Genomic DNA, 12454 nt, shown 5'->3' on the forward strand with positions numbered 1-12454 from the left:
TTCTTGCTCGCGTCCACTAGGCAATTCTGAGACAACAGGCATCTGCTTGTGTGTTTCATGGGGTTACGGCGGTTATGGCGAAGGGGAAACACCCGGTTACATTCCGAACCCGGAAGTTAAGCTCTTCAGCGCCGATGGTACTGCACTCGGGAGGGTGTGGGAGAGTAGGTCGCCGCCGGACATTTTTTGTGGAGAGGGCCGTCCCTGTGGGGCGGCCCTTTCTGTGTTTTCGGGGGGTTTCCCGGGGGTTCGGGGTGTCATCCGTTTTCCCGGGGTGTGCGGGGTCTGCTGGTCCGGGGTGCCGTGCCGGCCTCCGGACTGCTCTCGGACACCGGCCGGGGGCGGGACCGTTCCGCTGTTCCAGGCGTCTCAGGCGTGGAGCTCGCCGGAGAGCACGGTCACCGCGCGTCCTGTCAGGTCGACCCGGTCGCCGCGCACGGTCGTGTGGATCTCGCCGCCACGCTCGGAGAGCTGTCGGCCGACGAGAGCGTCTCTGCCGAGTCTGGCCGACCAGTAGGGAGCGAGCGCGCAGTGTGCCGAGCCGGTCACCGGGTCCTCGGGAACGCCGACCCTGGGCGCGAAGAAGCGGGACACGTAGTCCGCCTCGTCTCCCGCGGATTCGGCGGTCACGATGACGCCACGGGCGTCCACGGCCGCCAGGGCGGTGAAGTCCGGTGAGGCGGACCGCACGGCTCCCTCGTCCTCGAGCTCGATGAGGTAGTCCCACTCGTTCCTGTGGATTCGGACCGACTCGGCGCCGAGCGCCTCGATCAGACCTTCCGGAGGGGTCGCCTCCGTCACGGTCTTCGCCGGGAAGTCCATGGTGAGCAGACCGTCCGCGTCACGCGTCACGGAGAGGATTCCGCTCTTCGTCGAGAATTCGAGCGTCTGCGGGGCGGTTCCGGTGGAGTAGAGCACGTGTGCGGTGGCGAGCGTGGCATGCCCGCAGAGGGCGACCTCGGTCGCCGGGGTGAACCAGCGCAGGGAATAGGGGCCGTTGCGCTCTCCTGCCCGAACGAAGGCCGTCTCGGAGTGTCTCATCTCGGCGGCGACGGACTGCATCCACGCATCGGGCATCGAACCATCGAGGAGGCAGACGCCCGCCGGGTTGCCACGAAAAACCCGATCGGTAAAGGAGTCGACAGTGTAGATGCGCATGACGAGATACTAGGGGGGTCATCGACGGGGGATTGAAGGCAGGCCTGGGGGGCAGGCAGGCCTTGACGTTGACCGTACGAATTGGAATTACATGCTGGGCGTGTCGCGTGGCGAACTTCTGGGCGTCGGCTAGCGTCAAAGATGTAGGGACACACGCCGGACGAGGCGGAGTCCTGCGGAAAGGAAGTGCCGATGGGGGCAGTGCGCAAGGTGGCGACATACCTTGGCCTGGGCGGGGCAGAGCATTATGACGACTCCTACGACTACGAGTACGAGGAAGAGATCGAGGCCGAGGACGAGAACTGGCGGCCGGCTTCCGAGCGCGCGGCCAAGCGCTGGCGCGCGGTGAGCGAGCCCTCGCGGATCGTGATGCTGACGCCGCGCAAGTACAACGATGCCCCCATCATCGGACGGCACTTCCGCGAGCGGCAGGCCGTGATCATGGATGTCAACGAGATGACCGCTGCAGAGGCGACGCGGATGGTCGACTTCGCGGCGGGACTGGCCTACGGCTGCGAGGGCCGCATCGAGCGGATCGCGGAGAAGGTCTTCCTGCTGGCCCCGGCCGACATGGAGATCACCACTGGTTGAGACGGTGATCCACCGGTCGAGACCCTGATGTGAGACCGTCGCCGTCCCCCGGGGACGGCGGACCCCCCGCTCCGCTCCCGCCGCGGTCTCACGTCTGCGGTCCTTCCGGCCTCCCACGGCGTTCTCAGACCGCCGGTCCTTGTCCGCGCCGGTCGTGTTCTCCCGGCTCCGGTCAGCCGGCCCGGGGACCGCGACGCAGCAGACGGGTCAGTTCGGCCAGGTCCGAGGCGGCGGTCTGCGCGCGTTTCTCGGCCTCCCTGGCGTACTCGTGCAGGGCCCACACGGCTCCGTCGGCGAGTTCGTGCAATTCCCCGAGCCGGGCCGCGACGTGGTCGGCGTCCTCCTGCTCGCGGGCGCGCCGCTGCCAGAGCAGGTAGGCGCCCCCCGCCGACAGCAGGAGCGCGAGTGCCGCCGCCGGGAGCGGCGTCGGGATGAGGAAGGCCGCGGCCAGGAGCACCGCGCCGAGGGCGAACAATGCGTAGGCGGGCCAGGGGAGCCCTCGGGCGGGGACGCTCTCGGCCACCAGGTGCTTCTCGGCTGCGGCGAGCGAGGCGGGATCGGGGCCTTCCGGCCGGAGGGCCACGTCGTGGCCGAGCAGGGAGACGGTGACCGCCGACGGGGGGACGGCCCGGGTGGCCTCGACGAGCTCCTCTGCCGCGCTCCGCACGATCGGTGCGGCCACGTGCAGGGCGATGGCCGCGAGCCGGGAATCGGATCCGGGGCGCAGATCCGCCAAGAGGTAGTCGGTCAGGGAGCGTGCCCGGTCTTCGGTCTCTCCGGAGACGATCAGACGGCGCAGCACCGCCGACGGTTCGTCCTCGGAGACGGAAGAGGGCGGGCGGCGGGTCGTACCGCCGGGGCCGCCGCGGTCTTCGCGGACCGAGGTGATCTCGACGCAGCGGCCGCGGAGCCGGGCCAGCTGGATGGCGGCGTGCACGGGCCGGGCCAGTTCGGGGAGTTGGGCGATCTCCGGGAAGTCGGCCAGGGACGGGGGGACCACGATCGAGGGTTCGTCGGGGGCCAGCGCGCGGAGCCAGCGGGCGGGGTCGGAGTCGGCGGAGAGGGAGACCGCGTCGAGCTTGCGCAGCACGAAGATCTTCCCTGCGGGACCGTACGCGCCCTGGGCGGCGGCGAGCCAGAGGGCCCGCTGACCAGGGGTGACGGGCCGGTCCATGGAGAGGTCGCCGAAGGCGGTGCCGAACCAGGAGGCGTGGATCCGGTCGCCCTGGCCGGCGGCGGCGAGGGCGAGGCAGAGGAAGAGAGCGGTCCTGCGCTCGTCGCACTGGGCGGCGCGGCCGAGCGGGCCCAGCGCGTCGTCGCCTTGGACGAGGGCGGCCAGGGCCTCGACGGCCGGAGGCAGCCAGTGGTCGGGCGCGTCCGTGAGTTCCCGCGGCGGTGGCGCCGGGGGAGCGTCGGTGGAGAGACTCGCCAGGAGTGCGTCGGCGTAGCGGTGCAACTCCGCCCCGGCGTGGGGGGTCGCGGTCAGGTCCGTGCTCAAGGGCGGGGAACTCTTTCGAAGTCGTGACCGTTGACCGCGCCAGCGTAGTCCGCTGCGGAGATCACCGTTGGGAGGCGCGCCGTACCGGTCTTTGCCGGACGATCACCCGGATTTGACGAATCCGGGTGATCGCCCGGCGGGCGGGGTCACATGCGCTCGGGCACCGGGACGCCGAGGAGGTCCAGCCCGGTCTCCAGCACACGCAGGGTCAGAGCGCACAGCGCGAGGCGTGAGGCGCGGGTGGCCTCGTCGACGCCCTCCTTCAGGACCGGGCAGTTCTCGTAGAACGCGGTGAACGCACTGGCGGTGTCGAAGAGATAGGCGCACAGGCGGTGCGGTTCGGCCAGGGCCCCGGCCTGCTCGACCACCGCGCCGAAGCCCAGCAGCTGCAGGGCCAGCCCGCGCTCGGCCGCATGGCCCAGCGTGATCGGACCGGTCGCCGCGGCGGGGTCGGCGCCGCCCCGGCGGAAGATGGAGCGGATGCGGGCCGTGGCGTACTGCATGTAGGGGCCGGTGTTGCCGGTGAACCCGAGCATGCGGTCGAAGTCGAAGATGTACTCGCTGTCGTGGCTGACCGACAGGTCGGCGTACTTGACCGCGCCCATGCCGACGGAGTGGGCGATCTCGTTCTGGGTCGCCTCGTCGTAGCCGCGTTCGGCGATGGCCGCCCTGGCCCGGTCGACGGCCTCGGTGAGCAGCTCCGTCAACTTGACGGTCTCGCCGCTGCGGGTCCGGAACCGGCGGCCGTCGGCGCCCAGCATCATGCCGATCTGGATGTGCTCGGCGGAGACCGCGTCGGGCAGCCAGCCGGCCATCCGGGCCGCGGCGAAGATCATCCGGAAGTGCAGTGCCTGGTCGGCGCCGACGACGTACAGGATCCGGTCGACCTTGAGGTCGTTGACCCGGTAGCGGATGGCGGCCATGTCGGTGGTGGCGTAGCCGTACCCGCCGTCGCTCTTGCGGATCATGAGCGGGAGCGGCCTGTCGTCGCTGCCGGTGAAGCCGGGCGGGAAGACGCAGAGGGCGCCTTCGCTCATCGTCGCCACGCCCGAGGCCTCCAGGTCGGCGCAGGTCGTGGCGAGCATGGGGTTGTACATGCTCTCGCCGGCGATGTCCTCGTCGGTGAGCGTGACGCCGAGCATGGAGTAGATCTTGTCGAAGTAGCGGATGGTGGCGTCCATGAACAGGTGCCAGAGCCGCATGGTCTCCGGATCTCCGGCCTGCAGGGTCGACACGCGCTCCCGCGACCGCTGCTTGAACGCGGCGTCGGAGTCGAACTTGGCGCGGGCCTCCTGGTAGTACTCGCTGCCCTCGCCGGCTTCCAGCCGGGCGATGGCGGCGTCCTCGCCGATGTCCAGCAGGTGCTCGATGAGCATGCCGAACGGGGTGCCCCAGTCGCCGAGGTGGTTCTGCCGCACGACGCGGTTGCCGAGGTGTTCGAGCGTGCGGGCCAGGGAGTCGCCGACGATGGTCGTGCGCAGGTGGCCGACGTGCATCTCCTTGGCCGCGTTCGGCGCGGAGTAGTCGATCACGATGGTCTGCGGCGGAGTGGTGGTCCCGACACCGGTGCGCGGGTCGGCGAGGATCTCGGAGGCCCGGTCGGCGATCCAGGAGTCGTCGAGCGCGATGTTGAGGAAGCCGGGGCCGCTGACCTCGGCGGTTCCGGGGAAGGCGGGGTCCGCGGTGAGCCGGTCGGCGATCTCCTGGGCGACCTCCCGCGGGGCACGTCGCAGGCGCTTGCTCAGGCTCATCGCGACGTTCGCCTGGTAGTCGGCGAACTGCGAGGGGCGGATCAGCGGGTCTGCGTCGGAGTACTCGGCACCGAAGGCGGCGGCCAGCGCCTGCTGGACGCGCTCGGTGAGGACGAGCTGCGGGTCGGTCATGTGTCAAGGATATCGGTAGTGCCGACCCGGCTCCGGGACATCACGCTCATATGTGATCATGGCCCGTCGCGATCGCCCGTGCGTCGCGGTTCCGGGGCCGGATCGAGGCCGGATCGAGGCCGGATCGGGGCCGTCCGGCGCGCTCCGTGTCGCCGTCGCCCCCGGTGCCCGCGGGTACGGTCGACCCGTTCGGGTTCACCTGGCCGGTGGCCGTCGTCGTGGTGCCCGCGGGTACGGTTCGCGCGGTGGTGCGGCCGGTGCGGTGGTCACCAGAGGTGGTGCGGCCGGTGCGGTGGTCACCAGAGGCGGTGCGGCCGGTGGGTGGGGCCGAGGCGCTCGCCGATGCGGGCCACCACGCCCCGGTGGGCCAGCGTGGCGGCCAGGGCGCAGGCGGCGCTCACGCCCGGCGCCCGGGTGGCCCCGTGCGCGATGACCACGGTGCCGTTCAGCCCGAGCAGTACGGCGCCGCCGTACGCCTCCGGGTCCAGCCGGCGGCGGAGTTCCAGGATGCGTTTGCGCTGCAGCAGCCCGCCCAGCCGGGCGGTGCGGCTCTCCTGGATCGTCTCGCGCAGCTCGGCGAAGGCGTAGCGGACGCTGCCCTCCATGGTCTTGAGCGCCACGTTGCCGGTGAAGCCGTCGGCGACGACGACGTCCACGGACCCGGTGAGCAGGTCGTGGCCCTCGACGTTGCCGGCGAAGTCGAGGCCGGGGGCGGCCGAGAGCAGTTCGTGCGCCCGCCTGACGAGCTTGTTGCCCTTCCCTGGTTCGCTGCCGATGGTCAGCAGGCCGATGCGGGGGCCGGTGACGCCGAGCGCGGTCTCGGCGTAGGCGGCGCCGAGGTGGGCGAACTGGACCAGCGTCTCCGGCTTGACCTCGGCGTTCGCTCCGGCGTCCAGGAGGATGCGGGGGCGGGGGCGGGTGGGCAGGGCCACCGCGATCGCGGGCCGGAGCACGCCGGGCTGCCCTTTGAGTCGGAGCTTGCCGGTGGCCACGACGCCGGCGGTGGAGCCGGCCGAGACGACGGCGCACGCGTCGCCCCGCCGGACGAGGTGGCAGGCGACGGCGATGCTGGAGCGCGGGCGGCGCAGGCTGGCGAGGGCGCCCTCGTCCATGGCCAGTGCCTCCTCGGCGCGGACGATCGGGATCTCGGCGGTGGCGTCGTGCCGGGCCAGCGCCTCGTGGATCGGGCGGGGGGCGCCGACGAGGACGACGGGGATCCCGTGCTCCCGGACGGCCTGCACGGCTCCGGCGACGATCTCGCCGGGGGCGTGGTCGCCGCCCATCGCGTCCAGCGCGACGGGGGCGCCGGAGACGTCGGCGGTGTCAGGCAAGCGGTCACCTCGTACGGGATGGGGCCCCGCGTCGTAGGCGCCTCGGTGGCGGGCGGCGGTCACCTCGCGCGGAGTGGGATCCCCGCATCGTAGGCGCCGCGACCGGGCGCCACACAGGCGGGGGCGATCAGGGAGCGCTCGGGATGTTCCCGTCGGTTCTCTCCCGGGAGACGACGACCTTGCCCGAGGTCACCCGGCCGGTGACCCGGATGACCGGGCCGTCGCGGTCGCCCGCGCCGCCGGAGACGCGCCGTTCGGCGAACGGCGAACGGCGAACCGAGCCGGCCGAGGACGGCGACCGCGCGATCGCGATCCGTGTCGGAGGCGCGGAGCGCGGGAGCGGGGATGGGGGCGGTCATGGCCCGAGTCTAGGCGAATTCGCGATATGTCGTGAGATGTGCGCCGGTGGAGTTCGGTATCGGATGGAACCGATCCTCCGGCGGGGGCGTCCGGTAGGTAAGCGCGATGGACGCGCGAATGGTCGAAGAGGTTTACGCATAAAAGGTAAAAGCGAGAGGAATCACTTAGTGATCTTTAAAGAGGCGTCCACCCGGGGGTTCCGCGCCTACACGGCGAAACACCTCGACGACCTGCTGCGACGGGCCGGTCTCGACGAGGAGGAGCGGCTCCGGGTCCGGGCGGTGGCGACCGTACTGCCCTTCCGCACCAACGCCTACGTGGTCGAGGAGCTGATCGACTGGTCGGCGGTGCCCGAGGACCCGATCTACCGGCTGGTCTTCCCCCAGCCCGACATGCTGCCCGCCGCGGACGTCACCCGGCTGGCGGACCTGCTGCGCGACGGCGCCCCGAGCGCGCGGCTCCAGGCGGCGGCGAACGAGGTGCGGATGCGGCTCAACCCGCACCCGGCCGGGCAGCTCGACCTCAACGTCCCGCGCGTCGGGACCGAGCCCGTGCCCGGAATGCAGCACAAGTACCCGGAGACGGTGCTGTTCTTCCCCAAGCAGGGGCAGACCTGCCACGCCTACTGCACCTACTGCTTCCGGTGGGCGCAGTTCATCGGGGAGCCCGACCTGAAGTTCGCCTCCGACGACGTGGCCGCGCTGGTGTCCTACCTGCGGTCCCACCCCGAGGTGACCAGCGTGCTGCTGACCGGCGGCGATCCCATGATCATGGGGGAGGCGGTGCTCCGCCGCTACCTGGAGCCGCTGCTCGCGGTGGAGCAGCTGGAGTCCATCCGGATCGGCACCAAGTCCCTGGGGTACTGGCCGCAGCGGTTCGTCTCGGACCCGGACGCCGACGAGACCCTCAAGCTGCTCGCCTCCGTGGTGGACGCGGGCAAGAACCTCGCCTTCATGGCGCACTTCTCCCATCCCCGGGAGATGGACTCCCCGCTGGTGGAGGCGGCGGTGGCCGGGATCCTCGGCACGGGCGCGGTGATCCGCACCCAGGCGCCGCTGATCAGGTCGGTCAACGACGATCCGGCCGTCTGGTCGTCGATGTGGCGCCGGCAGCACGTGATGGGCATGGTGCCGTACTACATGTTCGTCGAGCGGGACACCGGGCCGCAGGACTACTTCGCGGTGCCGCTGGCCCGGGCCCACGAGATCTTCCGGGACGCCTATGCGGGCGTCTCGGGGCTCTGCCGCACCGTGCGCGGCCCTTCGATGTCGGCCACCCCCGGCAAGGTCTGCGTCGACGGTGTCGCGGAGGTCGCCGGGCGGAAGGTCTTCGTGCTCCACCTCATCCAGGCCCGCGACCCCGATCTGGTCGGGCGGCCGTTCTTCGCCGCGTACGACCCCGAGGCGGTGTGGCTCACCGACCTGCGGCCGGCCTTCGCCGACCGCTTCCCCTTCGAGCCGGTCACGGCCGACGCGCGGCTGTCGGCCTGACCCCGTCCGGTCAAGCCGGTCCCCGCGGACGGGAAAGTCCGGGGCGGTGGTCCGTGAGGGTCGTTTTCCCCCTTCTTTCCCCGCGGTCCGTCCCGTGCGCGGAAAGGCCCTTCCCGATTTCCGGGATGTTCCCGGCGTACGGGGGTCACATCGTTCTCGTTCGTTGGGACATTTCCGTTTTCACGGTCTCGCGGGACGGGCCTCCAGGCCCTCCCGTGCAGGCGGAAAGCCCTCCCTGGCCTTGCTTCAACAGGTGCTCTGGTCATCGTAAACAGGCCGGAACGCCCGACGCGGCGGTGATAGAAATTCGCAGGACAGCTTCCGGTCGGTGCGCCCCCCGTAATCCTCGCAAACCGCGCCACCGGCGAAAAACGGAGTCTTGGGGCCCGCATTCTCTGAAACGGCAGGGGGAGCGGGCCGATCACGAGCTGGGAAGGCAATCATGAAGCGAGTCATCAAGGCGGCCGTGGCCGTTGCGACACTGGGGCTGGCGGCGGCGATCTGCACGCCCGCCCAGGCGCAGGCGATCCCGTCCCTCGGCGGTCAGGACGCGGCCGAGACGGTCTCCATGGCGATCCGGGGGCTCGCCGGCGGCCTTACCGGTGGCCGGCTGGACGGTCTGGCGGGCGGTCGGGGACTGGAGGGCCTGACGGGCGGGCAGGGCGCACCGCCGCTCACCGAGGGCGTGTTCGGGAGGGCCTCGGCCGCCGTGGAGCGGCTGCTGGGCGTCCCCGTCGAGCATCTGACGCAGGGCGGCGCCCCGCTGCGGGGCCTCACCGGGGAGACCCCGCTGCGGGGCGTCACCGGTGAGGCCGGACCGCTGGCCGGGACCACCGACAGCGCCGGGCACCTCGTCGGCACGGCGAACGGGCTGACCCACACCGGGGCGCGCTCGCTGGAGAACGTCCAGGGGGCCGTGGAGGGCGCCGAGGGGTTCACCCACCAGCGGCCCCGGGTCGAGGGTCTGGTGGACGGCCTGAACCAGGCGATCCCGCAGGGGGCCGAGCGGGCGGGCACCGTCGCCCCGCTCGTGAGCGGCCTGGCCCCGGCCGAGGCCCGTCCGCTCGTGGGCGCGGTCGAGCCGGTCACCCGCTCGGCCTCCATCGACGAGCTCTCGCCGCTGCTGGGCAACCGCAGCGCGCAGAGCGGCGAGGCCGCGGCCGGGATGCTCGACTCGGTGACCGGCGCGGTCCGGGGCGTCACGGAGAACCTCTCCCGGTAGCCGCCCACCGGACGCTCCGCGCGGAGGTCCGGGCATACGGGCGAAGAGACCGGCCGGTGCGCACCGGCCGGTCTCTTCGTGTGATCGTCCAGGACGGGGGCCGCTCAGCCGCCGGGAGTCCGGACGGAGGTGCGGCGGGCGATCTGGGCCTGGAGCCTGGCCATCTGCCAGTGCAGCTCGATGAGCTGCTGGGTGAGCTGGAGATGGGGGATCTCGGACGGATCTTCTGCGGCCAGGTGGTCGATCGCGGTCGACAGCTCTCGCATCGCGCGCCCCCACTCCATGACGGGCTTCCCGGTAAGAAGGCTGATCGAAACAACGTTCGAATCATAACCGAACGCCGGTCCCGATGTCAGTCGATCGCCCCAGGACACGCCGGTGCGCCGTCCGCGGCGGTCAGCCCGCCTCGTAGACGGGCGCGAGGTGGCCGCGGGCGAGGGTGGCGGCGGTGATGTTGAAACCGACCACGGCCGGCGGGGCGTCGGCGTCCACGCCCAGCTTCTCCACACTCAGGGCGTGTACGGCGAACAGGTAGCGGTGCGGGTGGCCGGGCGGTGGGGCGGCGCCGCCGTACTCCTTGGTGCTGTAGTCGTTGCGGCCGTGCAGGCCGAGGCGGGTGTCGGCGGTGCCCGCGCCCCGGGGCAGCTCGGTGACGTCGGCGGGGATGTCGTACAGCAGCCAGTGCCAGAACCCGCTGCCGGTGGGGGCGTCGGGGTCGAAGCAGGTGACCGCGTAGCTCCGGGTGCCCTCGGGGGCGCCCGACCAGCGCAGGTGCGGGGAGACGTTCCCGCCGGACATGCCCCAGCCGTCGAAGACGTGGGCCTCCGGCAGGGTCTCGCCGTCGCGGACGTCGTCGCTCTCGACGGCGAGCGCGGGGACGGGCGGCAGGAAGTCGTACGGGACGGGTGGCCGTGGGGACACCGTTCACCTCCGGTGAGGAACGTCGTTTCGGACGCTCCTCATCCTGCCCCCTCGTCAGCCCTTGTTGTAGGCGGCGAGCACCGTCTTCGGGTCGCCGTCCATCTTGATCTTGCCCTTGTGCAGCCAGATGACCCGGTTGCAGGTCTCCTCGATCACGTCGAGGTTGTGCGCGACCAGGAAGACCGTGCCGGCCTCCTCGCGCATCTTCTTGATGCGCTCCTGGCTCTTGCGCTTGAAGTCGCGGTCGCCGGTGGCCAGGGCCTCGTCGATGAGCAGCACGTCGTGGGCCTTGGCGGAGGCGATGGCGAAGCGGAGCCGGGCGCCCATGCCGGAGGAGTAGGTGGACATGGGGAACTGGACGAACTCCCCGATGCCGGAGAAGTCGACGATGTCGTCGTACTTCTCCCTGACCTGCTGGGGGTTGAGTCCCATCGCGTAGCAGCCGAGCACGATGTTGCGCTCGCCGGTGAGCTCGCGCATCAGGGCGGCGTTGACGCCCAGCAGGGACGGCTGGCCGTCGGTGTAGACCGCGCCGGAGTGCGGGGGGAGCAGGCCGGCGATGGCGCGCAGCAGGGTGGACTTGCCGGAGCCGTTGCGGCCGACGATGCCGATGGCGTCGCCGTGGTAGGCGACGAAGGAGACGCCGCGGACGGCGTGCACCTCCTTCATCTGGGGGCGGCCCTGGCGCTTGAGCAGGCGCATCAGGGCGTTGGCCGCGTTGCCCTTCTCCGCCTCGGTGGCGGCGCCGTACACCCGGTAGATGATGTGCAGGTCGTCGACGACGACCGTGGGGGTGCGGGGCGCCTGCGGGGGCTCGGGGGCGGGGTGCACCCGGACGTCCGTGCGGGGGGCGCCGGGTTCCTCGGCCTTCACTCGGGACAGCTCCTCGGTCGACTCAGCCACGGCCGTACTTCTCCTCGGCTCGCCAGAAGTACCAGAAGCCGCCGATCAGGGCGAACACCGCCCAGAATACGCAGACGGACCAGATGTACGGCCGCGGTTCGTGGGTCTGCATGAGCAGGTCGCGCATGAGTTCGATGTAGGCGGCCGCCGGGTTGGCGTACATGGCGTCCGCGACCCACTGCGGCAGTCCGGCGGAGTCCACGACCTTGTCGCCGATGGAGAAGAAGACGCCGGAGGCGTACAGCCAGGTGCGCATGATGAAGGGCAGGAGCTGGTTCAGGTCGCGGGCGGTGGCGCCGACGCGGGCCAGGACCAGGCTGGCGCCGACGTTGAACATGGTCTGCAGCAGCAGGGCCACCGGGATGAGCAGCCAGTACCAGGTGACCGCCTCCTGGGTGGCGAGCACCAGGGCGAAGAGCACGCCCATGGAGATCAGGAGCTGCTGGAACTCCTGGATCGTGTAGGCCAGCGGGAGCGCCGCGCGGGGGAAGTGCAGGGCGCGGATCAGCGACAGGTTGCCGGAGATCGACTTGGCGCCGCCGCTCACCGAGCGCTGGGTGTAGGTGAAGACGAACATCCCGGTGATGAGGAAGGCCGGGTAGTTCTCGATGTCCTTGCTCGCGCCGAGGATCAGGCCGAACATCAGCCAGTAGATCGCGGCGTTGAGCAGCGGGGTGAGGACCTGCCAGAGCTGGCCCAGGGCGGAGTTGCTGTACTTCGAGACGTTGCGCGAGGTCGCGTACGTCATGACGAAGTGCCGACGCTCCCACAGCTGTCGCAGGTAGGCGGGCAGGCTCGGGCGTGCGATGGCACGCCGAAGACCGTGACGCGCGGCGAGCTCGGCCAGCGGCTCCTGCCCCTTGGCGGGGGTGCCGTCACTAGGGCCGCCCGCCTGGGCGTCCGCGATGGCGGATTCCGGCTGGCTCATGGCAAGGACTCTATTGGATGGTGGTGGATGACATGCCTGCGGCGGTGGGCCCGCCGCACATTGGACGGGATCACCGGCCTGAAGGTTCCATGTGGATTGTGTGGATTCTTCCCGGACTCCGGCTCCCACCTCCCGGTCGACGGTAGCCCGGGTGCCGGCCGGGTGCCGG

At 71.1% G+C, this 12454-nt stretch carries 11 protein-coding genes and 1 rRNA gene; 4 read left to right on the top strand and 8 right to left on the bottom strand.

Annotated features, from left to right (window positions below):
• The first annotated feature begins 64 nt into the window (after nucleotides 1-64).
• Nucleotides 65-181 (top strand): 5S ribosomal RNA (gene rrf, locus HS045_RS11025).
• Between the two features lie 188 nt (nucleotides 182-369).
• On the opposite strand, the gene HS045_RS11030 is transcribed toward rrf, so the two are convergent.
• On the bottom strand, nucleotides 370-1158 hold the full coding sequence (locus tag HS045_RS11030; RefSeq protein ID WP_196451173.1) for a PhzF family phenazine biosynthesis protein: 789 nt from the start codon (nucleotides 1156-1158) through the stop codon (nucleotides 370-372).
• A 210-nt stretch (nucleotides 1159-1368) separates the two neighbouring features.
• Here HS045_RS11030 and HS045_RS11035 point away from each other — a divergent pair, with 210 nt between their 5' ends.
• The gene (locus tag HS045_RS11035; RefSeq protein WP_307827466.1) at nucleotides 1369-1749 is read left to right on the top strand and encodes a cell division protein SepF; all 381 of its coding nucleotides are present in this window, start codon (nucleotides 1369-1371) and stop codon (nucleotides 1747-1749) included.
• A gap of 172 nt (nucleotides 1750-1921) precedes the next feature.
• Here HS045_RS11035 and HS045_RS11040 read toward each other — a convergent pair whose 3' ends face one another.
• The 3 genes from HS045_RS11040 to plsX all read right to left on the bottom strand — a co-directional run bounded on the left by HS045_RS11040 (nucleotide 1922) and on the right by plsX (nucleotide 6461).
• The gene (locus HS045_RS11040; RefSeq protein WP_230883992.1) at nucleotides 1922-3247 is read right to left on the bottom strand and encodes a hypothetical protein; all 1326 of its coding nucleotides are present in this window, start codon (nucleotides 3245-3247) and stop codon (nucleotides 1922-1924) included.
• 146 nt (nucleotides 3248-3393) lie between these two features.
• Complete coding sequence (gene argS / locus HS045_RS11045) at nucleotides 3394-5130, bottom strand: arginine--tRNA ligase (RefSeq protein WP_196451175.1); 1737 nt, start codon at nucleotides 5128-5130, stop codon at nucleotides 3394-3396.
• Between the two features lie 296 nt (nucleotides 5131-5426).
• Nucleotides 5427-6461: a phosphate acyltransferase PlsX gene (plsX, locus tag HS045_RS11050; protein WP_255531800.1), complete on the bottom strand. Its 1035-nt coding sequence runs from the start codon at nucleotides 6459-6461 to the stop codon at nucleotides 5427-5429.
• A 527-nt stretch (nucleotides 6462-6988) separates the two neighbouring features.
• On the opposite strand from plsX, the gene HS045_RS11055 reads away from it, so the two are divergent.
• Complete coding sequence (locus tag HS045_RS11055; RefSeq protein ID WP_196451176.1) at nucleotides 6989-8311, top strand: KamA family radical SAM protein; 1323 nt, start codon at nucleotides 6989-6991, stop codon at nucleotides 8309-8311.
• Between the two features lie 442 nt (nucleotides 8312-8753).
• Nucleotides 8754-9533 (top strand): hypothetical protein, encoded by a 780-nt coding sequence (locus tag HS045_RS11060; protein WP_196451177.1) that lies wholly within the window; start codon nucleotides 8754-8756, stop codon nucleotides 9531-9533.
• Nucleotides 9534-9637: 104 nt separating this feature from the next.
• On the opposite strand, the gene HS045_RS11065 is transcribed toward HS045_RS11060, so the two are convergent.
• The 4 genes from HS045_RS11065 to HS045_RS11080 form a co-directional block, all read right to left on the bottom strand.
• Nucleotides 9638-9799: a hypothetical protein gene (locus HS045_RS11065; RefSeq protein WP_230883993.1), complete on the bottom strand. Its 162-nt coding sequence runs from the start codon at nucleotides 9797-9799 to the stop codon at nucleotides 9638-9640.
• Nucleotides 9800-9929: 130 nt separating this feature from the next.
• Nucleotides 9930-10454 carry a YbhB/YbcL family Raf kinase inhibitor-like protein gene (locus tag HS045_RS11070; RefSeq protein WP_196451179.1) on the bottom strand — a complete coding sequence of 175 codons (525 nt, stop codon included), beginning with the start codon at nucleotides 10452-10454 and terminating at the stop codon, nucleotides 9930-9932.
• Nucleotides 10455-10508: 54 nt separating this feature from the next.
• Nucleotides 10509-11357, bottom strand: a complete 849-nt coding sequence (locus tag HS045_RS11075) for an ABC transporter ATP-binding protein (protein WP_307827467.1) — start codon at nucleotides 11355-11357, stop codon at nucleotides 10509-10511.
• Nucleotides 11350-12285: an ABC transporter permease gene (locus HS045_RS11080; RefSeq protein WP_196451180.1), complete on the bottom strand. Its 936-nt coding sequence runs from the start codon at nucleotides 12283-12285 to the stop codon at nucleotides 11350-11352. The genes HS045_RS11075 and HS045_RS11080 overlap by 8 nt, the downstream gene beginning before the upstream one ends.
• Nucleotides 12286-12454 lie beyond the last annotated feature (169 nt).

The organism is Planomonospora sp. ID82291, assembly GCF_015711645.1.
Lineage (GTDB): Bacteria > Actinomycetota > Actinomycetes > Streptosporangiales > Streptosporangiaceae > Planomonospora.